This is a genomic window from Enterobacter sp. MGH85, assembly GCF_001037655.1.
Taxonomy (GTDB): Bacteria; Pseudomonadota; Gammaproteobacteria; order Enterobacterales; family Enterobacteriaceae; genus Enterobacter; species Enterobacter intestinihominis.
The window spans coordinates 3,052,615-3,074,751 of sequence record NZ_KQ089925.1; the positions used below are offsets into that span (position 1 = coordinate 3,052,615).

General features: G+C 49.9%; 21 protein-coding genes, 3 pseudogenes and 1 other annotated feature. Of the genes and pseudogenes, 12 read left to right on the forward strand and 12 right to left on the reverse strand.

The features are described from left to right. Positions 1–44: 44 nt before the first annotated feature. The 6 genes from trpA to trpL all read right to left on the reverse strand — a co-directional run bounded on the left by trpA (position 45) and on the right by trpL (position 6,716). Positions 45–854 carry a tryptophan synthase subunit alpha gene (gene trpA / locus SK51_RS14365; RefSeq protein WP_023306409.1) on the reverse strand — a complete coding sequence of 270 codons (810 nt, stop codon included), beginning with the start codon at positions 852–854 and terminating at the stop codon, positions 45–47. After that, positions 854–2,047, reverse strand: coding sequence for a tryptophan synthase subunit beta (trpB, locus tag SK51_RS14370; protein WP_022648334.1), 1,194 nt, complete (start codon positions 2,045–2,047; stop codon positions 854–856). Before trpB ends, trpA begins: the two co-directional genes overlap by 1 nt. A 10-nt stretch (positions 2,048–2,057) precedes the next feature. Next, positions 2,058–3,416 carry a bifunctional indole-3-glycerol-phosphate synthase TrpC/phosphoribosylanthranilate isomerase TrpF gene (trpCF, locus tag SK51_RS14375; RefSeq protein ID WP_023306408.1) on the reverse strand — a complete coding sequence of 453 codons (1,359 nt, stop codon included), beginning with the start codon at positions 3,414–3,416 and terminating at the stop codon, positions 2,058–2,060. Positions 3,417–3,419: 3 nt separating this feature from the next. Beyond that, positions 3,420–5,015, reverse strand: coding sequence for a bifunctional anthranilate synthase glutamate amidotransferase component TrpG/anthranilate phosphoribosyltransferase TrpD (trpD, locus tag SK51_RS14380; protein WP_023306407.1), 1,596 nt, complete (start codon positions 5,013–5,015; stop codon positions 3,420–3,422). Further along, the gene (locus SK51_RS24995) at positions 5,015–6,577 is read right to left on the reverse strand and encodes an anthranilate synthase component 1 (RefSeq protein WP_023306406.1); all 1,563 of its coding nucleotides are present in this window, start codon (positions 6,575–6,577) and stop codon (positions 5,015–5,017) included. The genes trpD and SK51_RS24995 overlap by 1 nt, the downstream gene beginning before the upstream one ends. 23 nt (positions 6,578–6,600) lie before the next feature. After that, positions 6,601–6,695, reverse strand: a sequence feature (Trp leader region). Next, complete coding sequence (gene trpL, locus SK51_RS25280; RefSeq protein WP_071524153.1) at positions 6,672–6,716, reverse strand: trp operon leader peptide; 45 nt, start codon at positions 6,714–6,716, stop codon at positions 6,672–6,674. (Overlaps the previous feature by 24 nt.) Positions 6,717–6,855: 139 nt before the next feature. Here trpL and rnm point away from each other — a divergent pair, with 139 nt between their 5' ends. Next, positions 6,856–7,737: an RNase RNM gene (gene rnm, locus SK51_RS14390; RefSeq protein WP_032622438.1), complete on the forward strand. Its 882-nt coding sequence runs from the start codon at positions 6,856–6,858 to the stop codon at positions 7,735–7,737. Further along, positions 7,734–8,354, forward strand: coding sequence for an L-threonylcarbamoyladenylate synthase (locus SK51_RS14395; protein WP_003856793.1), 621 nt, complete (start codon positions 7,734–7,736; stop codon positions 8,352–8,354). The genes rnm and SK51_RS14395 overlap by 4 nt, the downstream gene beginning before the upstream one ends. 389 nt (positions 8,355–8,743) lie before the next feature. Here SK51_RS14395 and wcaA read toward each other — a convergent pair whose 3' ends face one another. The 4 genes and pseudogenes from wcaA to SK51_RS25285 form a co-directional block, all read right to left on the reverse strand. Continuing rightward, entirely contained in the window at positions 8,744–9,613 is an 870-nt protein-coding gene (gene wcaA / locus SK51_RS14400) for a colanic acid biosynthesis glycosyltransferase WcaA (protein ID WP_072201505.1), read from the reverse strand. 33 nt (positions 9,614–9,646) lie between these two features. Next, positions 9,647–9,949: pseudogene (locus SK51_RS25740) on the reverse strand (pentapeptide repeat-containing protein); the annotation flags it as partial. A 200-nt stretch (positions 9,950–10,149) separates the two neighbouring features. Continuing rightward, entirely contained in the window at positions 10,150–10,728 is a 579-nt protein-coding gene (locus SK51_RS14405; RefSeq protein WP_023306404.1) for a tyrosine-type recombinase/integrase, read from the reverse strand. Between the two features lie 920 nt (positions 10,729–11,648). After that, the gene (locus SK51_RS25285; protein ID WP_123906478.1) at positions 11,649–12,002 is read right to left on the reverse strand and encodes a hypothetical protein; all 354 of its coding nucleotides are present in this window, start codon (positions 12,000–12,002) and stop codon (positions 11,649–11,651) included. A 401-nt stretch (positions 12,003–12,403) separates the two neighbouring features. Here SK51_RS25285 and SK51_RS25290 point away from each other — a divergent pair, with 401 nt between their 5' ends. From SK51_RS25290 to SK51_RS14445, 10 genes and pseudogenes are all read left to right on the forward strand, one after another. After that, the gene (locus SK51_RS25290) at positions 12,404–12,742 is read left to right on the forward strand and encodes a hypothetical protein (RefSeq protein WP_123906476.1); all 339 of its coding nucleotides are present in this window, start codon (positions 12,404–12,406) and stop codon (positions 12,740–12,742) included. An 18-nt stretch (positions 12,743–12,760) separates the two neighbouring features. Next, the gene (locus SK51_RS25435; RefSeq protein ID WP_023306402.1) at positions 12,761–12,934 is read left to right on the forward strand and encodes a hypothetical protein; all 174 of its coding nucleotides are present in this window, start codon (positions 12,761–12,763) and stop codon (positions 12,932–12,934) included. A gap of 57 nt (positions 12,935–12,991) precedes the next feature. After that, positions 12,992–13,810: a Fic family protein gene (locus SK51_RS14410; protein WP_032676202.1), complete on the forward strand. Its 819-nt coding sequence runs from the start codon at positions 12,992–12,994 to the stop codon at positions 13,808–13,810. A gap of 324 nt (positions 13,811–14,134) precedes the next feature. Then, positions 14,135–14,620 carry a hypothetical protein gene (locus SK51_RS25640; protein WP_230679793.1) on the forward strand — a complete coding sequence of 162 codons (486 nt, stop codon included), beginning with the start codon at positions 14,135–14,137 and terminating at the stop codon, positions 14,618–14,620. Beyond that, positions 14,610–14,966 (forward strand): hypothetical protein, encoded by a 357-nt coding sequence (locus tag SK51_RS14420; protein ID WP_048206779.1) that lies wholly within the window; start codon positions 14,610–14,612, stop codon positions 14,964–14,966. The genes SK51_RS25640 and SK51_RS14420 overlap by 11 nt, the downstream gene beginning before the upstream one ends. 657 nt (positions 14,967–15,623) lie before the next feature. Further along, complete coding sequence (locus tag SK51_RS14425; protein WP_023303158.1) at positions 15,624–15,839, forward strand: hypothetical protein; 216 nt, start codon at positions 15,624–15,626, stop codon at positions 15,837–15,839. After that, a pseudogene (locus SK51_RS14430) lies at positions 15,836–16,194 on the forward strand (hypothetical protein). The gene SK51_RS14425 and the pseudogene SK51_RS14430 overlap by 4 nt, the downstream one beginning before the upstream one ends. Before the next feature lie 16 nt (positions 16,195–16,210). Further along, positions 16,211–17,248 (forward strand): annotated as a pseudogene (locus tag SK51_RS14435) (major capsid protein). Positions 17,249–17,376: 128 nt separating this feature from the next. Beyond that, positions 17,377–17,577 carry a hypothetical protein gene (locus SK51_RS14440; RefSeq protein WP_023303161.1) on the forward strand — a complete coding sequence of 67 codons (201 nt, stop codon included), beginning with the start codon at positions 17,377–17,379 and terminating at the stop codon, positions 17,575–17,577. Next, positions 17,570–19,435: a cell envelope integrity TolA family protein gene (locus SK51_RS14445; RefSeq protein ID WP_048206780.1), complete on the forward strand. Its 1,866-nt coding sequence runs from the start codon at positions 17,570–17,572 to the stop codon at positions 19,433–19,435. Before SK51_RS14440 ends, SK51_RS14445 begins: the two co-directional genes overlap by 8 nt. A 42-nt stretch (positions 19,436–19,477) precedes the next feature. On the opposite strand, the gene SK51_RS14450 is transcribed toward SK51_RS14445, so the two are convergent. Together SK51_RS14450 and SK51_RS14455 are read right to left on the reverse strand one after the other, a co-directional pair. Beyond that, positions 19,478–20,149, reverse strand: a complete 672-nt coding sequence (locus tag SK51_RS14450; RefSeq protein WP_032676205.1) for an EAL domain-containing protein — start codon at positions 20,147–20,149, stop codon at positions 19,478–19,480. A 221-nt stretch (positions 20,150–20,370) separates the two neighbouring features. Next, positions 20,371–22,044: a tyrosine-type recombinase/integrase gene (locus SK51_RS14455; RefSeq protein WP_047359884.1), complete on the reverse strand. Its 1,674-nt coding sequence runs from the start codon at positions 22,042–22,044 to the stop codon at positions 20,371–20,373. Positions 22,045–22,137: the final 93 nt, after the last annotated feature.

Here is a 22,137-nt window from a genome sequence, read left to right on the forward strand (position 1 = left end):
AGAAGGGAAAACCGCCTGACGCCGGTGCCAGACGGTGTTAACGGTTACGCCTTGTGTGTGGCCGCTTTCATGGATGTGACGAATGCGTGTAACTCAGCCAGCATCTGATCTGGCTTATCCACGTTCTTCTCGATGATTTTCACGATAGCCGAACCGGAAATGGCCCCGGCGGCTTTCGCGTCAATCGCCGCAGTAACCTGATCCGGAGAGGAAATCCCAAAGCCCTGAAGCGGCGGCGCAGCATGGTATTCTGCCAGCTTCTCCACCAGATGATGCAGCGGAAGCGCGGCTTTGTTTTCCGCACCGGTGACGCCCGCACGGGAGAGCAGGTAGGTGTAACCCCGTCCGTAAGAGGCAATCTGGCGCAACAGAGCGTCATCGGCATTCGGTGGACAGATGAAAATCGGCGCGACGTTGTGGCGCATCGCCGCCTGACGGAACGGCGCAGACTCTTCAACGGGCACGTCAGCCACCAGCACGGAGTCAACGCCCACGCGGGCGCACTCTGCGTAAAACGCATCAATACCGCGGCTGAACACCAGGTTGGCGTACATCAGCAGGCCGATCGGAATGGTCGGGTGCTTCTGGCGGATCGCCGCCAGCATTTCGAAGCACTGGCCCGGCGTCACGCCCGCAGCAAACGCGCGAAGCGTCGCGTTCTGGATGGTCGGGCCATCCGCCAGCGGATCGGAGAACGGAATCCCCAACTCCAGCGCGTCGGCACCGGCGTCAATCAGGGTATCGATAATCTTCAGCGACAGCTCCGGACCGGGGTCGCCCAGCGTCACGAAGGGAACGAAAGCGCCTTCCTGGCGGGCTTTCAGTTGTGCAAATGCGTTGTCGTAGCGTTCCATCAGATTTCCCCTCGTGCTTTCAGAATATCGTGAACGGTGAAAATATCTTTGTCACCGCGACCGGAAAGGTTTACCACCAGCAGTTGCTCTTTTTCCGGGTTTTCCTTCATCATTTTCAGCGCGTGTGCCAGCGCGTGGGAAGACTCCAGCGCCGGGATGATCCCTTCATTGCGACACAGCGTTTTGAAGGCCTCCAGCGCTTCGTCATCAGTGATGGAGACATAATCCGCGCGGCCGGTGCTGTTGAGGAACGCGTGCTGCGGCCCTACGGACGGGAAATCCAGCCCGGCTGAAATTGAGTAAGACTCCTCAATCTGCCCTTCATCGGTCTGCATCATCGGGGCCTTCATGCCGAAATAGATCCCCACGCGGCCATGCTTCAGCGGCGCACCGTGCTCACCCGTTTCAATGCCGTGGCCGGCAGGCTCAACGCCAATCAGCCCAACGCTGGTTTCGTCGATAAAATCGGCAAACATGCCGATGGCGTTAGATCCGCCGCCAACGCAGGCGATCACCGCATCCGGCAGGCGACCCTCTTTTTCGAGGATCTGCGCTTTAGTCTCTTCTCCGATCATGCGCTGGAATTCACGCACGATGGTCGGGAACGGGTGTGGGCCTGCCGCGGTACCGAGCATATAGTGGGCGGTTTCGTAGCTGCCAGACCAGTCGCGCAGCGCTTCATTACAGGCATCTTTCAGCGTGGCAGAACCGCTGTGCACAGGGATCACTTCCGCCCCCATCAGACGCATACGGAACACGTTAGGCGACTGGCGTTCCACGTCTTTCGCCCCCATATAGATGCGGCACTTCAGGCCGAGCAGGGCGCTGGCGAGGGCAGAGGCCACGCCGTGCTGGCCCGCGCCGGTTTCGGCGATAATTTCGGTTTTACCCATACGTTTGGCGAGCAGAGCCTGGCCAAGCACCTGATTAGTTTTATGCGCGCCGCCGTGCAGCAGATCTTCACGTTTAAGGTAGAGCGTGGTTCTGGTGCCTTCGGTCAGGTTGCGGCATTTGGTCAGTGCCGTCGGACGACCGGCGTAGTTTTTCAGCAGGTCAGTAAACTCCGCCTGAAACGCCGGATCTTTCTGCGCGCTCACGAACGCTTCTTCCAGCTGGCGCAGCGCGGGCATCAGGATTTGTGGGACGTACATCCCACCAAACTCACCAAAATACGGGTTAAGTAATGTCGTCATCTTCTCTTCCTTAATATGCACGCAGAGTTTTAAATACCGATGCCAGCTTGCTGGCGTCTTTTATGCCCGGTTGGGACTCTACGCCTGAATTGAAATCGAGGCCGGCGCAGCCGGTTTTGGCTGCTTCCACACAGTTATCGGGGCTTAATCCCCCCGCCAGCAGGACATTGTCCAGCACTTCGCCACGCAGCAGTGACCAGTCGAAACGCTGCCCCGTGCCGCCCTGGCCGTTGTCGAGCACGTATTTATCAACATGCGTAAGGTTACGCGCGGGCAGGATGGCGCCAACGCTTTGCGCTTTCCAGATCTGAACCTGAGGTGCCAGAACATGTCGCAGAGCATCGATGTATGTCTGATCTTCATCGCCATGTAGCTGAACCGCGCTCAGGGATAACGCGTCCGCTTTCGCCGCAACGTCGTTAATATCCGCATTGCGGAACACGCCCACATAGCTCAGTGGCGCAGCCGCAATCACCTTGCGCGCCTGTTCTTCATTAACGGCGCGAGGAGAGGACTCAACAAAGATCAGACCACCATAGATTGCGCCCGCCTCATACGCGGCCTGCGCATCCTGTTCACGGGTCAGGCCGCAAACTTTGTTCTCACCCAGCAGCACGCGGCGCACGGCCGCATTAAGATCGTCGTGTTCCATCATCGCGGAACCGATCAGGAAACCGTTGGCAAAGTGGCTGAGTTCGCGCACCTGAGCGTAGCTGTTGATTCCGGATTCGCTGATCACCGTGACGCCCGCACCCAGACGCGGCGCAAGCTGGCGCGTACGGTTAAGGTCAATCGACAGGTCGCGCAGGTCGCGGTTGTTAATGCCGACCACTTTGGCTTCCAGCGCGATGGCGCGCTCCAGCTCCTCTTCGTTGCTCACTTCGGTAAGCACGCCCATATTCAGGCTGTGCGCGACGGCGGAGAGCTGGCGATACTGTTCGTCAGCCAGCACGGAGAGCATCAGCAGGCAGGCATCGGCCTGGTAAAAGCGCGCCAGCCAGATCTGATACGGGTCGATAATAAAGTCTTTGCACAGAATCGGCTGCGGCGCGATGCCGCTGACTACGGGCAGAAAATCGAAGCTGCCCTGGAAATATTTCTCATCCGTCAGCACAGAAATGGCAGACGCATGATGCTTGTAGATACCGGCAATACGCGCCGGGTCGAAATCGTCACGGATCACGCCTTTGGACGGAGACGCTTTTTTACACTCCAGAATAAACGCGGTACGCGCGCCCTGGAGGGCATCATAGAAACGACGGCTGCTCGGAACGACGTCATTCTGAAAACTGGCGAGCGGCTGCTGTTGCTTACGGGCTTCCACCCAGATGGCCTTATCGGCGACGATTTTCGCTAAAACGGTCTGCATTATTTACCCTCTTGCCGCAAGTGCGGTAACGCGATCGTAAGCTGCACCGGAGCGCAGTACGTCCAGAACTTTTTGGGCGTTGGCTTTCAGATCTTCCTCGCCATGTAAACGCATCAGCATGGCTACGTTGGCCGCCACGGCGGCCTCATGGGCGGCCTCACCTTTACCTTGTAATAAGCGCGTGAGAATGTCACGGTTTTCTTCCGGCGTGCCGCCCGCCAGGGCGTCCTGATGGTACGGGGTCAACTCGAAATCAGCGGCCTCAAGCTGATAGTTCAGCACTTCGCCGTTATTCAGTTCGGCCACCAGCGTGGGCGCATGCAGGGAAACTTCATCCATCCCGCCGCTGTGTACCACGGCGGCGCGTTGGTAACCGAGGACGCGCAGCGTCTCCGCAATCGGCAGGACCAGCTCCGGACTGTAAACGCCAATCAGCGCCAGCGGCGGGTGCGCCGGGTTAATGAGTGGACCGAGCACATTAAACAGTGTCCGGGTTTTAAGCTGCTGGCGAACCGGCATCGCGTGGCGGAAACCGGTGTGATACTTCGGCGCAAACAGGAAACAGACGCCCAGGTCATCCAGCGCTTCACGGGAACGCTCGGCGTTCATGTCCAGATTGATACCGAAAGCCGCCAGCAGGTCGGACGATCCGGAACGGCTGGACACGCTGCGGTTGCCGTGCTTCGCCACTTTCAGTCCGCATGCCGCCGCCACAAAGGCGCTGGCGGTCGAAATATTGATGCTGTTGCTGCCGTCGCCACCGGTCCCAACGATATCGGCAAACGGATAGTCCGGGCGCGGGAACGGGGCAGCATTTTCCAGCAGCGCGGTTGCCGCACCGGCGATCTCCTGCGGGCTTTCGCCGCGCACTTTCATGCTCACCAGCGCAGCGGCCAGCTGCTCAGGCTTCAGCTCGCCGCGCACAACGGCGGAGAAAAGCTGGTGGCTCTCCTGCTGGCTCAGGGTCTGGGCCTGATACAGTTTTTCCAGAATCGGTTGCAGGGTGTTGGTCTGCTCCAGCTTTTGCAGCGCCCAGTTGAGCGTTTGCTCCAGCAGGCGCGCGCCGTTAGACGTCAGGATAGATTCCGGGTGGAACTGCATCCCGCAGACGCGATCCGCATCGTGACGCACCGCCATCACCATCCCTTCAAACGAGGCGTTAATCGTCAGCCCGGCCGGAATATTGCTGCCGACCAGCGAGTGGTAACGCGCTACCGGAAGCGGGTTCGGCAGACCGGCAAACATCGCCTGACCGTCATGTTCAATGCTTGACGCTTTACCATGCAGGATCTCCCCCGCCTGACCCACGTAACCACCGTAGGCTTCGACAATCGCCTGGTGGCCGAGGCAGATGCCGATAATCGGCAGCTTGCCGCGCATACGGGTCAACAGCTCAGGCATACAGCCCGCTTCGCTCGGTGCGCCTGGCCCCGGGGAGAGCATCAGCACCGGGTTTTGCATGGTCGCCAGACGGTCAATCAGCGTCTGGGCCGGAACGTGGTTGCGATAGATAACGACATTGTGCCCATTCGCACGCAGCTGATCTGCCAGGTTGTAGGTAAAGGAGTCGATATTATCGAGCAGCAGAATGTCAGCCATCAGAAAATCTCCTGTGCATGGTGTGCGGTAGCAATGGCGCGCAGTACCGCGCGCGCTTTACTGCGGGTTTCGTCGGCTTCCGACTGCGGAACAGAATCCAGCACAATCCCGGCCCCGGCCTGGACGGTAGCAATGCCGTCCTCAACGTAGGCGGAGCGAATCACGATGCAGGTATCGAGGTCACCGTGAGCGGTGAAATAGCCCACCGCGCCACCGTAGCTGCCGCGACGGCGGCCTTCAGCTTCGGCAATCAGCTGCATGGCGCGGACTTTCGGCGCGCCGCTCAACGTGCCCATGTTCATGCAGGCGCGGTAGGCGTGCAGGACGTCGAGGTCGTGGCGCAGCTCACCCACCACGCGGGATACCAGATGCATGACGAAGGAGTAGCGGTCGACTTTGGTCAGGTCTGCCACATAGCGGCTGCCCGGCGTACAAATACGCGCCAGGTCGTTACGTGCCAGGTCAACCAGCATCAGGTGTTCGGAGAGCTCTTTGTGGTCGGTACGCATTTCCAGTTCGATGCGGCTGTCGAGATCGCGGTCCAGGGAGCCATCGGCACGACGGCCGCGTGGACGGGTTCCCGCTATCGGGTAGATCTCAATCTGGCGGCTGGTGGCGTCGTACTTGAGGGCGCTTTCCGGTGACGCGCCGAACAGGGTGAAATCATTGTCCTGCATAAAGAACATGTACGGGCTTGGGTTGCTCTTTTTCAGCACATCGTAAGCCGCCAGCGGCGACGGGCAGGGCAGTGAAAAGCGACGGGACGGCACCACCTGGAAAATCTCCCCGGCACGAATCGCTTTTTGCATCTGACGCACCACCGCGCCGTACTGATCGTCGGTCTGACTCACCTCGCAGGTCATCTTTTCAACACGCTGCACCGGGAGCGCGGGCGGTGCTTCTGACATCTGCTGTTGCAGTTGGGCGATGCGCTGCCCAAGTCGGTTTTTCTCAGACACGGACGGCGTGAACAGGCTGGCCTGGATGCGGGTGTATTTTTTCTGATGGTCGATCACCAGCAGGGTTTCGGCCAGGTAGAAGCAGTAGTCCGGGCAGCGGTTACCCTGCTCGGTTTCCGGTAAATCTTCAAAGCCAGCAACCAGGTCGTAAGCAAACAGCCCACCAAAGAACATTGCTTCGCGCTCATCTTCCGGCACATTGACCAGATTTTGCAGCAGGCGGAAGGCGTCGAAAACGGAGAGTGAGCAGAGGCGGGCATCTTCATCCAGCAACTGGCTTACCGGCGGGAAATGCAGAATTCGCAGGTCCGGATGACGCTCATTTTCAATGCCTGAAGGCAGAGCCGCATCCAGCAGCGGCAGCAGCGACGCACCATTCTCGGATAACGCCTTAATAGTGACAGTGTCACCCGCTGCGGTAATGCGCAGCGCGCTGTCAACCAGCAGCAGGCTTTTGAGATCGTCCTTGCTGTCGATATCAGCAGATTCCAGCAGCAGCGTCGCAGGACGTGCACCGCACACCTGATGAAAGAGCGCGGTAGGGTTATGGCGATAGGCCGTCTCGCAGGTCAACAGTTCGAGGTGGGGTTTGGCTGTTTGCATGTTGTTATTCTCATATTCTGTTCAAAAAAAAGCCCGCTTGGGAGCGGGCCGGGTATCTGTTTGCTATTCGCAGACGCGTGACACTGCCCGAAGATCAGGAAGTACGCCACCAACCGTGCAGAGCGAAATGTGCTGTCATTTTCAGATACCTTTCTCGTGTGAACTTGCGTACTAGTTAACTAGTTCGATGGCGTGTTGTCAACCCCTGATTTCAGTATTTCGCGGTAAGTCGGTATCATAGGTGCTTCGGATGTCTCCAGACTGTTATGGGAAGTGCTTTGAGCGATACCACCTACGCCGTAATTTATGATTTACACAGCCATACGCAGGCTTCAGATGGCCTGCTGACGCCCGAAGCCCTGGTCCATCGCGCCGTTGAAATGCGTGTCGGCACGCTGGCAATAACCGATCACGACACAACAGACGCCATCCCCGCCGCGCGCGCCGAGATTGCCCGAAGCGGGCTGGCGCTAAATCTGGTGCCCGGGGTCGAGATCTCCACGCTCTGGGAAAACCACGAAATTCATATCGTTGGCCTGAATATTGATACAGAACATCCGGCAATGTGCGCATTTTTGCAAGAACAAAAAGCACGACGCAATCAACGCGCGGAGTTGATAGGCGAACGTCTTGAGAAGGCGCATATCCCCGGTGCGCTGGAAGGTGCGCGCAAGCTGGCGAACGGTGGGGCGGTCACGCGCGGCCATTTCGCCCGTTTTCTGGTTGACGCCGGTAAAGCGACGACCATGGCGAATGTGTTTAAAAAGTATCTGGCCCGCGGGAAAACCGGATACGTTCCTCCCCAGTGGTGTACAATAAAACAAGCTATTGATGTGATTCATCATTCTGGTGGTAAGGCCGTATTGGCCCATCCGGGGCGGTATAATCTTTCTGCTAAATGGCTGAAAAGGCTGCTGGCCCATTTTGCCGAATCCGGCGGTGAGGCGATGGAAGTTGCCCAGTGTCAGCAGGCACCCAATGAGCGTTCGCAGCTCGCGACCTACGCCCGTCAGTTTGGCCTGCTTGGGTCACAGGGTTCAGATTTCCATCAGCCCTGCGCGTGGATTGAACTGGGGCGCAAGCTCTGGTTACCCGCTGGCGTTGAGCCCGTCTGGCAGCTCTGGGAACAGCCACAGCAAATTGAAGAGAGGGAAGTATGAGTCAGTTTTTCTATATCCATCCGGATAACCCACAGCCACGTCTGATTAACCAGGCTGTGGAAATCGTCCGTAAAGGTGGCGTTATTGTCTACCCAACCGATTCTGGCTACGCGCTGGGCTGTAAAATCGAGGATAAAGGGGCGATGGAGCGCATCTGTCGCATCCGCCAGCTGCCGGACGGCCACAACTTTACCCTAATGTGTCGCGATCTCTCTGAGCTGTCGACCTATGCGTATGTCGACAACGTGGCCTTTCGCCTGATCAAAAACAACACGCCGGGAAACTACACCTTCATTCTGAAAGGGACAAAAGAGGTGCCGCGTCGTCTGTTGCAGGAAAAACGTAAAACCATCGGCATGCGCGTGCCGTCGAACCCGATTGCCCAGGCGCTGCTGGAAACCCTCGGCGAGCCGATGCTGTCTACCTCGCTGATGCTGCCGGGCAGTGAGTTTACCGAGTCCGACCCGGAAGAGATCAAAGATCGTCTGGAGAAAGTGGTGGAGCTGATTATTCATGGCGGCTATCTAGGCCAGCAACCGACCACCGTGGTGGATCTCACCGAAGACGCGCCAGAAGTGATTCGTGAAGGCGTGGGCGATGTTAAGCCTTTCTTGTAAGGGTGTAAGCAGATATACTACGCGGCCATCAAAGCAGGGCGCCGCCCTGTTTTTGACCTGATTCGACGCCTGTGAAGGCGCACAAGATAAATATTAAATCTTTTGCAATCAATTAGTTAATGTGTCTCGGTTAATGGTTATTACCAGCTTGTGTGACAGCCATTAGCTACATCTCGACTCTCATCATGTATGTACACGTTTCCCTACCATTCCTGTCTTCGTTGGTACTGTTCCTTACTTGGTATTAATACGACAAATTGGAAAGCCTCATCGATTCTCTCGCTCAAAGACAACGCTCATTTGTCGAAATTATGCTTGATAGTAAACGCGAAGACTATCCCATCTGGAACAATACCTAACTGTAATTATCCTCTCATCATATGCACGTGTTAGAACTTCCTGTTCCGGAAGCTGGAATACATCATCAGATAGCGTTTCAGATTGCGTAATGTCATCAGATTCATTAGCGTTTGTGGTCGCATCCTTTTGTTGCGAATGTAGTACAGGGTGAAAAGCTGATATTTTTTACTCGATACGTCTAATTTTGCTTTGTGCTTCCGGTAAAAATCCAGATAACCTGAAAACTTACGTCCTGAGCAGGTGATGCGGACCTCACCGTGATTGACATATAGCACCTGAGTTATCACGTCCAGTTTGAAAGGATCGCCATAGGTTTCAGCCAACCGGTAGAATGCATCATAATCCTGAGCGGCGGTCAGGTGTTCATCAAACAGAACCTGCTGCATCCGGCTGGTTAAAGTAAGCATCTGGTTGCCGATAATATTCCGCTTATCAAACAGGTTCTTTTTATAGGGAGGTTTAGGGTAAACCTGTAATTCATTAAGGTGCTTGTATCCGGTGCTGTCGCAAAGGTAATCATCAGCGTATAAGAAGCTGTGCTGTTGAAGTTTATGTTGGCAGGCAAGAAAGGAGGACAGGCGTGTCGGCAGCCATTCATCATCATCATCCAGACCCGTTATCAGATATCCCTTGGCCATTCGTATCGCCTGATTCCGGACGGCACAGGCTCCGGAATTAAATTCATTGCGGATGTAGGTAATGCGCGGGTCATTCAGATCGGCGATATAAGTCTGAAGTTTATCAAATGACGATGAGAAATCATCGATAATAATGAGTTCCCAGTGTGTATAATCCTGTTTCAATACTGATTGTATAGCCCTGATCGTCAGTGTTTCACGGTTCCAGGTAGGCATATAGACGGAGATGAGCGGTCGGGATGAAAGCGTGTCGCTGCTAATATCCACACGCTCTGTCAGTGCCCCAGTAAAAGTAGCTTTTTGTATGTCACTCCCTGAAAAGTCCACTCCGGTACAGTTCGCGTGACTGAAAATCGCCCCTTCCGTTTTACAGTGGCTGAGATTTGCCCCTTTCAGAGAGGCATATGAGAAATCGGCTCCCCGAAGATCGCTGAACGAAAGATCGCAACCCGATAAATTAATATTACGCAAGTTAAACCTCCTAAGATCCATAAACCGCAGGTCCGAACCTGCCAGATCCGACTGGTGACGAGGGTTCTTAAGGTCAATGTGATGATATTTCAGCAGTTTTTTTTGAATTCTATTTTTGCTGTTCATGTTCAGCTTACTGTGAGTATCGATAATAAATTAGGCTTGCAGTTAATCACTCCCCATATCATTCTGCAATTGTACCCATTCATTTTCAGAAATATTCCCAAAGACAAACTGACGTTATGTAACATTTGTTTATAGTCGTCTGGCGTTCGCCAAGGATGGCAAAACTGCCAACGTCAGCACATTCAAACTTTTCATGGTGATCACCATTCTAAAGAAAACTCCTCTGTTAAATCGTCCTGCACGTCCTGACCGTACCCGATGTAATACATGGTTGAACGTGGATCTGTCTGCCCCAGGAAATGGGCGATAGTTTCAATAGCTACACCATTTTCGAATAGGATTCGCCCCCGACTTTTTCGCGGCGTATGGCAGCCCACGTTAGAGAATCCGGCTCTACGTCCCATCTTCCCAAATTCAGTGAATACCGTGTTACGGGTTACTGCGTTGCCTTTACTACGTAGATCGCCCTTGCTAAAGATGAAATCCGTCTTCACTGGCATATCGGCTTGCTCTGCCTTACGTTGCGCTACGGCTGACAGCATCGCGGCTGTCACCTTTGGCCTCACTACGTTTCCGGTTTTCTCCTGCTTCACCTTAAGGTGAGATTGCCCTTCTACATCTTCGTACCGGAGTTTGAGCACATCAGAGATACGTAGACCGCTTTCATACATAAACACCCACAAGCAATAAAACAGGTTGCTTCTGGCGTTGCGCTGTAGCTCTGCTGCTACTGCCTTAACTTCGTCTGCACTCTTTAGCGCCTGACTAATACCTTTCATCTTTACCCCTCCTTATGTTCGTTTCGGTGAAAACATCATTGATCAGAAATTGATCATTTTCAACAGGTTGTACGATACGTATGTTTAAGAAGAGCACAAAATGATCAAAATGTGTGCGCGGTTGCTTGAGTTGCTTAACGGCGTGATCAAGGCCGCCCCAATTCCAGGAGCAGATTTTGGCAAATATCAGTAAGTGATTGAAAAATAGATGAAAAGACGTTTAATCTCATGAGTCATGAAAGGGGTATTCTGTCAAGAAATTTATTTTCGATGGTGGGGTGTTACCCCTGTTTGCACGGTGAAGTGATGGAAAAGTGTACTGATTGAATAGAATCAATGAGTTGCAGAATACACTTTGCTAATGTGTATCGAAGTAGGGCGTAATTGCACTGTAGATGATAGTTATTATGATTTGAATTGGTTGCGATAAGAAATGATTAGAATGCTAATGAATTGGCGGGTTTTGGCATGGAAAAAGAAACATCGTTTCAATTTAGAAAACTCGTTCAGCACAGTGCATCGAATATGGAAGTGCTCATTGTGGACAATGACCGCTGTAAGCCTTGCGTAGTACGGTTTCCGCATAAGTGAGTGATAGTTACTATTTGCTAACTATGGCAACTTTATCCCTGTAACAACGGCAATCTTTACCTGGCATTTAAGATAGGTTTTGGCGTTATTAATGTAGTTTTTTGATAGGGATAATCTAAGATTTGCCTCTGGCTGTTCTTAGGATTGTTGCATGTGCGATTTGGAGTGAGCAGGGCGACGGTCTACCGTTGGGTGAAGGTCTGATCGGTACTTTGGATAACCCTCAAATTGAGGTGTATTTGCACCTGTGATAATCGGATAGCCATCAAATTGAGGGATAAACTCAAGATATAACCCTCAAAATGAGGGATAGATTGGCAGGATAACCCTCAAATTGAGGTGCTATACAAAGAGATTCTAAAAGCGATCTCTAAAAGAGAGCTTTTAGAAGATCTATGTTTTTGCGCTTGTCGCAAAAGACCTTTTGCCTGGCGTCTATCGCCGTCACTCCTGGCAAGCAGCCTTACTTCGCTTCCTTTCGGGCTACGTTGGCTGGCCTCGTTCCGCTCACGACGCAGCAAAGCGTTATCTATACATTCTGTATGGTGCAATGGCTTTGCCACCGTGAAACGGTTGCACACGATGATTTCGCCGTGGGCGAATACCATTGCGCTGTGCGCGGAATTACCATCTGACCAACCAACTACCGTTGATTGTCCATCTGATAAGCTGACTAACTTCACCTCTTACTCTCCATTTCATTACGTGCAAGGTTTCAGTAAGTCAGTGGCTCAGGCTTCACTATCACTCGTACCGTGTGCCAGTTCATCCAGCCTCAATCCAATCCCAACACCTACTATCCTGATAACTAACGTTATCCCTCAGTAGTTGTGCTATTGGTTTCGGTAAGTGCCAGAGGGCGGACTTGATGCGAATAGAACGCCTCAGACGCGCTTTAAGCGGTTTTGAGAGGGTAGGGGATGTAGATTGCTACCGATGTAACAAAAGCTCTCAGAACGCGATACAGGAGGTTTTGTTAGTGTGAGAAGGGGTTGAACAAATAGCTTGAGTGTGTTAAAATTTTAATTCACTTAATTTTGAAATTAGCTATTGACTTTGAAATCATTTCATGTTATAGTAAGTTTTGTCGGGTGATGAAAGCATTCATCCCGTTACCTTCTTAGGCATCCAGCCTAACGCAAACAATCCAAATTACACCGCACTATCAGGCAACGTTATTAACGTTCTCCCTGGATGGTGTTTTCGTTTATCTCACACAAGGAGAATCAAAGTTAAGTATTTCAACCCAGAACTTGTCTTCGAGGCTTTGAAAACTGGAGACAAGACCCGCAAGGCACTTAACAGCCAGCGAGCAGCAGCACAGCGTCAAGGATATTTGGAACACGCTGAAAGATTGCGTAAAGGAATCGAACTTTACGATCAATGGAAAGCTGAACAGGCTGAAACCACCACCAACGACTAAACCAGAAGGAGAAACCAAATGAGCGACATTATAAACGCAACCCCAAAGGGGAAGGCATTCACTACTCTGAAAATTGATGATTCAACGTTTCAAGCTCTTTTTAAGGCAGCGAGAGCGCAAAGAATTACCGTAAGAGAATACATTCTTTCTATTCTTGACCAGCACGCGGAGAAATTAACAGAGGGCAAGTGATCCCAAACTCACCTATTAACCGCGCAAGCGGTGACGACAAACAAGGAATAATAACCAATGACCAAAATAAAATACATCGATACTAACGATTTCGATTATGTTCCATCTGAAACAGCATTTCTCGAATGCACCAGGATCACCAATCTGAAATCAGGCATTACAGAGTCACTCACAAACAATGACAAAGATTTTTACGTCAGGATGCGGCATCGCTACTATTACTTCGTGAAAGAGTTGGGCGGTACTTATTACGATAACGTCGATCAGCTTGGTCAAAGTATTGGTGTCAGCCCAGCAACGGCAACACGTATTGTTGCAAAGCTGAGAAAGATCGGTCTTATTTCCAGTGATAATCCAAAGCGATCCAATCAATGGACTGTTACACCGCTCACGCCGGAAAACTTCCTCTTAGAACGTGATCGTAACGCGCTGGAAGATAAAGCCGATCCTGATTGGGTGGACTGTCTGAAACATCCCGTGTTTGGCAAATCTAATGAAGACGTAACTCCAGAGGTGCAATTAGAGGTGCAACGCGAAGAGGCGAAAGCCGATCCGATGTGCGAGCTTGAGGAAGCACCGGAAGAGGAAACGCCAGCGCCTGAAAAAGTGAAGCCCACGAAGAAACCAGCGGCAAGGAAAGCACCCGCCAAACAGCAAACCGTTTCCCCATTCGAGTTTAAAACGCCACGAGACGAACGTTTTGATGGGTTAGCCTTTGAAAGGTTAAACGACGCATCTGATCGCTTCTTAGTTTTCCAGGATTACGATCTGCCATACCTCGTGTTATTCGAAAGTCAGGGGAAACTAACCAACCCAGCCGCAATAGAACATTTGAAAATGAAGAGGAATCTCTTCGAAATAACAGGGCGCTTGTAGCCATTTTAACCAGGAGGACTAATTGATACAATACTTAGTGAAATACGGCGTTGACCGTATTCAGATTAATGACGCTGGAAAGCGTGTGTTAGAAACCCTGCATTACTTCTATAAATCCAAACCGACAAAGATCAGCTACGGTGACATTATCGAACGTTCTGGATGTTCGCAAGGTGGTGTGATGTTCTGACTACATTCTCTTAAATCTTTCGGTGTGATCGATTTTAAAGAAGCTGGACATCTCGACATAACAATAAAATCTATGATCTCGGATTATGAGATCATTTATTCGAACGACTAAATAACAACAATCGGGAAACTTTTATGATCATCGCTATGTATTGGTTATTTGCATTTTACGCAGTATGGACATTAACGAGAAAACACGGAAGTTTCCCTCTACGAGGAATGAATGGGACGAAAAGAAAACGTAACGTAGTTACAAAATTTGAACGAAACGCACAATCATTATTACGAACATCTGATTTTCAAAATCTATCTCGCCTTTCGAAGGAATACAATTCTGTTCCTGGTGAATGGCAAACTACAATAATTGAAGAGAATAGCCCTGCAATGTCTCCTGACGAGATGGGCGCATTACAGGATATTCTCAATAGCTGCCCAGGTGCATTCTGGAAACCCAGGAAGATGAAAATCTTTAATGTTGATTCATCGAATCTTAAGAAGTGGCAAATTCTTAATTTCTCCTCATACGAACATTATTGCGGCTGGCTTTCGGTTAATCACCTTAACAATTTAACCCGCGACTTTGACACCCTATTTGATACCAAGGAACATTATGACTCTTAAAACTTTGGACATCGTGAACAACGTGAACACCCTAATTAACTCTTTCCACGATATTTGGCATTTACCAACCCTACAGCTTGTTAATAAGGCGTGGCGTGAGAGAACGCCCTCCGTGCTCCTGGAGGCGGTGCAATACACTGAACAGGCAATCACTGCCCTTGAACACTGGTATGCTGCTGTAGAGCACCTGGTGCAGATGAACGGGGATACCGTCACCGTGGATCAGGCGTGGCGCATTGCCAATGATATGGAGGAGCTTGCTTGCTCCCTGCAATACATCACCGCCGAACTTGCGGAACTGGCAGGAGCCATTGCCGAGAAATACGCAGTAAGCAAATTTGAATAAAAATGCAAGGAAAGTGAATAAAATTTCGGTTTGGGTATTGACAAATTAACAGAAATGTTATAGAATAAGAAGTATGGATAGAATTCGAATCACTTCTCCCTCCTGAATGCCGTTTCCCATAGCGGCACTCTTTCCATTCGAATGTTCTCTCTGAAAGTGTTGGTTCTTTCTTCTTTGTCTTGTTTAGTTCCGAAGGAATGCGCGGGCGTTCCCACTTGTGTCGGGTGGTAACGGACAATCACCGCGCACATTCTCTTTCAGAGAGCAAATTCTTTGCTCTAAACCTTATAACCCCGTTAGGGTGAATGTAGTCAGACTGAATAAATGCCGTCAGTGGTAGTTACGTTCAGGCTGGCAATCTCTTATTACTATTCCAGTGGTGATATTGAGATTCCATTCCCACTTCTCGCCATGACAGAAGGGCTTCTGTTTTGAAGTGGGAGCAATGACGGGCGATCCTTCTTCTGTTATTCGTAACAGTTGCGCCCTTCATTATTTTAGATGTCATTCTTTAACATCATGATCCTCCGAAACGAAAATGATTTTAACAGAATGCTTTCTAACAAGGGCATACTCTTCAGGGCTACTTCGGTAGCCCTTCTCTTTACCCTGCATACAGCATTTATGTTGTACGCAGACACAACGCGAAGGAACAACATGTTTCTATTAAATAATCGCGACCGAATCCTAAAATACAAATCCGAAGTGATTCAAGTTAACCCTGAAATAACAGCTAAAGTGGCTGAAATGGCAGGATGCACTATAGAAGAAATTGAACTCGCTGTAGAGCGTTATTTCCCTTCTGAGGACACTCCTCAACTTAGTATGCAGGAACGGATCGCAATCAAATCCAAGGAAATCAAACAACAATGATTGTAGACCTAACCGAACTTTTCCCGGTTCGTAAGAGCTTCACAGACATTGTGAGCTACGCCACTGATTCTTTTGCAGTCGTAGAAGGTCGTGTTTTCGACCTGCCAGCGGATATTCAATGCGCCGATGTCATCGGGGCTGATGGCGCTCTCTATACCTCTGGCGATAATGCCTTTGTGGTGGTAAGTGATATTGTGAGTGCTGCGACGGTAAAACCGTGAATGTCCTACGTGCGCCTAATGTTGGCAGCTTCGTAGCGCTCAAAGCCGACAACCTGAATGCAGCTAACCACGCAGCAGCGATCAGCGCATTACAGGCGCAAGGCTTCGCCACTCGTGAATTTTTCACCTCTTAAGCAAGGAAGATAAATAATGATTAAAATCGCAATTGGGCGTGAGATGGTCGATTTAGCGCCAATCTTCCAGGCCCTGCCGGAACGTAACTACCTTATGAATGCCCTCGACCTCTTCGACGAAGTAGGTGTTCAGAATCCGAAAGTGGTGGTGACACAGCTGCTGGAAGATAACACCAGCCTGTTTAACACCCCGCAGAGCCGTTATTCATCAAACCACGACACTACCGCGCGTCAGAGCGGCAAAGAATATTTGGTGGAGATTCCTTGGTTTGCAAGGGAAGACACCTTCAAACCAGTAGACGTACAAGGGAAAAGGGTACAAGGCACTGATTACGAACAAACCGTTACAGACCTGTACACCGAATACACTGGGAAACATAAAATTGCTTACCTTCGAACCCGTGAAAGTTACCTCGCACGATCACTCTTCTCTGGTCAGGTGTATACACCTGCAACTGATGACCTGCTGATCTCTTATGCTGAATTGTTTGGCGTTGTGCCAATGACAGCCAGCGTGAGTGCAGCGACAGCGGCACAGGATTTTGATGCCATCTTAGACAAAGTTCAGGCTGCCGCAGGTGGATTGGCTGGTCAGATTGAACGAGTGATCGTATTCGCTAAACCTGCTGCATTCAGCCAGATTCGCTTCTCTGACAGTATGTCTAAAGCGTTCCAGTATGTAGCGCCATATGACGACCGTAACCTGTTCTACCAGCGTCACGAGCTTCTCCCTGGTGTTTCAACCTTTAGCCTACCTGGTAGCCCAGTAGATTTTGTGAAGGTCACAGACACGCTGATCCTTGCACAGATGCCAGATGATTGAGATGGTGGCGGTTCCGGTGTTCAGCAAGGGCAGTGGCAGTACAAACCCTTATCAGAACATCTACGGCGCTGCCTCGGCAACTTTGCGCTGATTGATGCTGCACCTGCTGAATACTACTCCTGGGGCTACCTGAGCGAGCGCGGCGATGCTTACCACGTTATGCACGAAAACTCAGCACTGCCAGTTAACCATGCGTTAGGTATGCAGGTGAAAATCACCATCACTGCTTAATGAGCAAGCGGCAGCCTGCCGCTGGAAATAATCAGGCGTTTTAATGAGGGATGCTCACTAATCCACAGCGCAATTGTGGCTCTGGTTGCATCCCTTTTTTTATTTCCAGAATATGAGGAAAGATAGAGGTGGAACTCATACTCAAATCCAATCGTGGCCTACACGTCCGACTGAGTGCAGACGATGCAGAAGGGCTGCTCAAGGTGAGCCAGCTTTGCGAGCTATTAGAGATATCGTATACGGGCGTTAGAGCGCGTATTTTCCGTGGTGAAACCGTCGAAGCGGCAATTCATCACTTCTTGGATCAGAAAGGCGGTGGCGATGCTTGATATCAACGTAGCTTCCATCAAGACGACGGTTACATTCGTGGTGGATAAGCAGAGCATTGCTCTGGCTAAAGCCGCAGCGGATAACCTTCAAAAGCACTTCCAGAAAATAGCCGATCCCAAGATTCGCTTCCAGGCTCAGAAGCAGCGCAGACAGAAAGCTCGTCAACAAGCCGATGATGCACGTTTTAATGATAAACCTCGTGATACGAAGGAAATGAAAGCCCAACGTGCGGCGCAGAAGCAGAAAGCCAGGGATGAAAAGGCCAATCTGAAAGCGAAGCAGCAGCTACAGAAGCGCCAAGAGACAGCCGAGCTTAAACTTCACCATGCAGGGCTACAAGTGTCAGGAATTAAAGGTAAATACGGACTTGATCCTAAATCTCAATATGAAGCGTTACGTTTCATACGTCAGCAAACAGAGGAATTTGCCAAAGGCAATCTGACCAGTGACCGTATGAACGCATCTATTCGTGAGCGTGTAACCCTGTTACGCAGAGAAGCCGCACAGCAAGCCAAAGTGACACAGGCACAGCGTACCCAGTATGCCGCAGCAGCCACTAAGCTAAAGGCTCAGAAGGGCGGGAATGCTCCTATCGTCGGTGGTGGGGTATTAGGAAGCCTTGCGTTAACGGCTGGCTCCCTCGGAGTGGGGCAGCGAATTGTTGACAAAGGGAATGAAAATCTTGACCTGGTGCGACAGTCGGCTCTTGTTAAGACAAATCCTAATGCAATCAAGACAATGGTAGCCTGGGGGCAGCAACATGGGGTTGACTCAGCTAATACATCTAAAGCCGTTGATAATATGAAAGATGTTCGTGAACGCCTCGCCATGACTGTTAACGATGCTCAAATGAAGAATGGCGAATGGAAGGGTGGGGATGGTGGCATTACGTCGATAATGAACAAATTTGGATGGAGTAAGGATCAGATTTCCAAGTTCCAAGATTCACCACTCGATTTTGTTCAAGCTACAGTGAATGAAGGGCAACGCCGTGGTATGTCACAGGCTCAGATTGGTACGCTGATTGAGAGTTTAGGTGATGACCTGATGCACTACACAGATATGTTCATGAATAACGGAGCTGAGTATAACAAGACGCTGAAACAGCTTGTGGAAAGTGGTCAAACTCTTAACGACGAGCAAATCAAACAAACCTACGCTTACGGCGATCTGTCTGTGGCAATGGGTAATCTGATGAATGGTGTGGATAATTCTTTATTCACCGGATTCATGAAAGGCTTCGCTGATGGTGGTGATGACCTTGTGAAGAACACCAAAGTGATTACTGAATCGGCTGGAATGCTCGGAGAGGGGTTAGGCAATCTCTCGAAAGAAATCACCGGATTTGTGGGTGAGATTTCCAGTGTGGTGAGTGATATCAATGCTGGGCTTCGCTCTCGTTTCCCAGAGTGGTTTAGCAATGCTAACAAACCAGCGGCACAGAGTTTGTATGATGGTGCTGTTACAGGAAGTGCCAACAGTGCTGCCGATTGGGTGCAGGACAAGACAGGGTTTAATACCCGTAGTGTCGGTCATGCTGTTAAAGGTTGGTTAGGAATAGATGATAAGCCTACAGGGACAGCGGTAGAACAGTACGGCCTGAATGGTGATTCTCTGCGAGGGGGAGCGCTTCGTGATTCTGCTATATCATCCCTAACCAGCACCAATAGTGCGCCATCGTACAACCTTGCACCTGTATTCAATCTCAATCTTGAAGCGTCTGTTCCGCTCACCATCGCCAGCGATAGCTCAAGATTAAGCGATTACATTGATTTCCAGGCGAGAGCCTCACAAGCAAGTTTCGCACAGTCACTAACCTTGTCAGCCTTGAGCGGTCAAAGCAGTACAGGCGGGTGATACATCAAAGGGGCGTAAGCCCCTTTTTTGATGGTTTCAACACTACAGCAATAAATCCACGTTTTTAAAAGGGACAGATTTAAAAAGATACCCCTGTAATCCCCAAATCCCCACCTCACGCAGTAACCCCATATGATCTCTATTCTCAATCCCTTCAATAATAATTTTGTCACAGTGTTTTTTGATTGATGCAATCAGCTGGTTGAAGGTTGGTTTCTGCACCTGTTCATTAAAGAAGCAGCGATCTACCTTTACAACCTCAAAGTATCCTTCCATCAAACTAACTACATTCGCGTTTCCTGCGCCAAGGTCATCGAGCCATAGCCCATTTACACCCTGGCTCAGCGATTTTAATAAGGGACTTTTCAATCCCTTATCCAAACCAGGGAAATGCTCAGAAAGTTCAAGTTTGATGAATGGCATCGATTCGAAAGTTTGTCTAAGTATGTAGTCATGACGTATCAGAAAAGCCATTTGCTGATCAATGTTCAGTGTACAAAATAGATTCTTTTGCTCGAACCACGTTTGCTTAATGGCAATGTTTCCACATTGTTCGTATAGGAAAAGCCGCTTCCTATCTAAATCCCAAGATGAAATTACGAACTCAGGGTGAAGGGGACGTCCATCTGAGGTAATGAAGCGAGTGAGAAGCTCAACGCCTAACAACCTCTCGTCAATGCTCACAATTATTTCCGCGATAAATTGAGTCTGCATGTGTTTACTCCATGAATGTAACAGACTGATAATGATGCATTTAAAAATGCTGATCAATAAAAGCGATCAATTAGCAATATACGATTGATAATAACGATTGATATAAGCGATTGAAATATGGGGGGAAAATAAATTTCAGATCATTCCTAATCATGGGTTAGGGGGCTGAGGATTTATGTGTTCTTGAGCGGGAAGATATAAATGGGGCATCAGCCCCTTTTTTAGTTCTGGAAGTCAACTACACATAACAGGTCTTTAAGCGGTGGGCGATGCGTGTAAATAGAGGTGACGCCTAAACTTTGGGTTCGGGAATGACCAACTACAAACTGCATCAAAGGTAAAGACACGCCCCCAGATGCAAGGCAATGGCTTACGAAGGTGTGACGAAGACTATGTATGCGCCTTTTTAGCCCAAACTCATCATAATCAGGGATACCTGTTTCATTCATCAACTTACCCCATTCGACTGTTGCTGTGGTGTAGTTAGGTAAGTCACTGAAAATCAGATCACCATCGTTTAGAGCATCGGCAAGACTGAGTAAACCTGACTCTAAAACCTTATTGAGTGGTATCTGGCGTTGGGCATGTTCGGTTTTCCCGTCTTCTATATAAATGTACCAGCGTGAAGTTTCTTCATCTAAACGGATGTCCCGCTTTCTGATAGAGGCAATCTCGCCACGTCGAGCACCAGTATAAATGAGGGTGAGGAAGTACCATTTGCGCCAATCGTTATTTTCCAGTGAGAACAGCTTGGTTTTAAGCTTACTCAACTCAGTGTTGCTGAAATGACCTCTCCGATTAGGCTTCACCTCATATGTGATTCCATCGGTTGGGGATTTCTCTAACTGGTCTTTGGTTTCGACGAGGTAAGTTTTAAAAAGCGAGCGCCAGATCTTGAGATGTTTTTCAACATGCTGACTACTGATCAGATCTTCCTCTGGTACGTCATAATCAATGCATTCAGGCAAAGATAGGCGCTTGTATGGCAGCTTAGTACGAGTAGGTAAGTTTTCGGTCACTTTCAGCGCTTCACGAATATCTTGCTTAGTAACCCGATCAATCGGTTTATCACCAATAACGTAAATCAGCACATCAAAGAAACGCTGGTTCTCGTTAGCGATGCTTGCTCGCCATTTTTGACCTTTTTCTTCAACATACTGCGTCCATGCTTCGGAAAGTTTGATTGCTTGGCTTGCGGTATCTTTAACTTCCGTTGAAAAAGCCTGGTTTGTTTCAACCCTACTTTGGGGTGAAGATTTTAGTTTCTGCTCTTCTAACTGATTTTGCAGTGTTGCAATGAGTTGGCGATATCGTAGCAAATCTTTCGAATAGAATGCTTCATAGGCTTGCGCGACGGTCGCGCGGCTCATATCAAGTGCAGCACCTACTTGATTCGCAAAGGGCAAATCTCCCTTGGAAAGTTCAAGTTTCTTCATGTGAAGACTTGCAAGCACTTCGTTTGCTGTCTGATCGCTACCATTAACCACGCGTTGGAAGTGAGCTTCCGAATAGCCTTGTGCGGCTTCTACCGTATCTGAAGCAGATAATAGACAATTAGGATGTATGTTTCTGTGCCACTGTCCTAACTCCGGCAGACGCTCCACCTCTGCAATATCTCTTTCGAGTGCATGTAGAAGATAGTTGTCAAAGTCCTGCTTAGTGGCAGCTCGGTAGCCTTGCATTTTGCGTTTGAACTCTTCGAGGCTCATCGTTCCATTCTGCACAAGGGGAATGAAAGGGCGGATCTGATTCATGATCACTTCTGCTTGCTTTCGGCTATCAGTACCGAGACTCAGACGCACAAAACTTGTTGAATCATTTAGTCTAAAGTTAGTGTAGTATGTGCGCCCACGAATCATTGTGTGTGACAGCTTGTGTGACACGTTGTTTGCCATGCTGTGTACCATGAAAGAGTTACAGATCAGTGAGTTAAGTCGATTTATTGGCTAACTCGTTGTTTTAGAAAGTATACCAGACGCCTGTGAAGG

Bases quoted from the DNA above. Each gene is read 5' to 3' on its own strand.
- trpA (WP_023306409.1), bottom strand. From the start codon at position 854: ATGGAACGCTACGACAACGCATTTGCACAACTGAAAGCCCGCCAGGAA.
- trpB (WP_022648334.1), bottom strand. From the start codon at position 2,047: ATGACGACATTACTTAACCCGTATTTTGGTGAGTTTGGTGGGATGTAC.
- trpCF (WP_023306408.1), bottom strand. From the start codon at position 3,416: ATGCAGACCGTTTTAGCGAAAATCGTCGCCGATAAGGCCATCTGGGTG.
- trpD (WP_023306407.1), bottom strand. From the start codon at position 5,015: ATGGCTGACATTCTGCTGCTCGATAATATCGACTCCTTTACCTACAAC.
- SK51_RS24995 (WP_023306406.1), bottom strand. From the start codon at position 6,577: ATGCAAACAGCCAAACCCCACCTCGAACTGTTGACCTGCGAGACGGCC.
- SK51_RS14395 (WP_003856793.1), top strand. From the start codon at position 7,734: ATGAGTCAGTTTTTCTATATCCATCCGGATAACCCACAGCCACGTCTG.
- SK51_RS14405 (WP_023306404.1), bottom strand. From the start codon at position 10,728: ATGAAAGGTATTAGTCAGGCGCTAAAGAGTGCAGACGAAGTTAAGGCA.
- SK51_RS25435 (WP_023306402.1), top strand. From the start codon at position 12,761: ATGAGCGACATTATAAACGCAACCCCAAAGGGGAAGGCATTCACTACT.
- SK51_RS14410 (WP_032676202.1), top strand. From the start codon at position 12,992: ATGACCAAAATAAAATACATCGATACTAACGATTTCGATTATGTTCCA.
- SK51_RS25640 (WP_230679793.1), top strand. From the start codon at position 14,135: ATGATCATCGCTATGTATTGGTTATTTGCATTTTACGCAGTATGGACA.
- SK51_RS14420 (WP_048206779.1), top strand. From the start codon at position 14,610: ATGACTCTTAAAACTTTGGACATCGTGAACAACGTGAACACCCTAATT.
- SK51_RS14425 (WP_023303158.1), top strand. From the start codon at position 15,624: ATGTTTCTATTAAATAATCGCGACCGAATCCTAAAATACAAATCCGAA.
- SK51_RS14445 (WP_048206780.1), top strand. From the start codon at position 17,570: ATGCTTGATATCAACGTAGCTTCCATCAAGACGACGGTTACATTCGTG.
- SK51_RS14450 (WP_032676205.1), bottom strand. From the start codon at position 20,149: ATGCAGACTCAATTTATCGCGGAAATAATTGTGAGCATTGACGAGAGG.
- SK51_RS14455 (WP_047359884.1), bottom strand. From the start codon at position 22,044: ATGGCAAACAACGTGTCACACAAGCTGTCACACACAATGATTCGTGGG.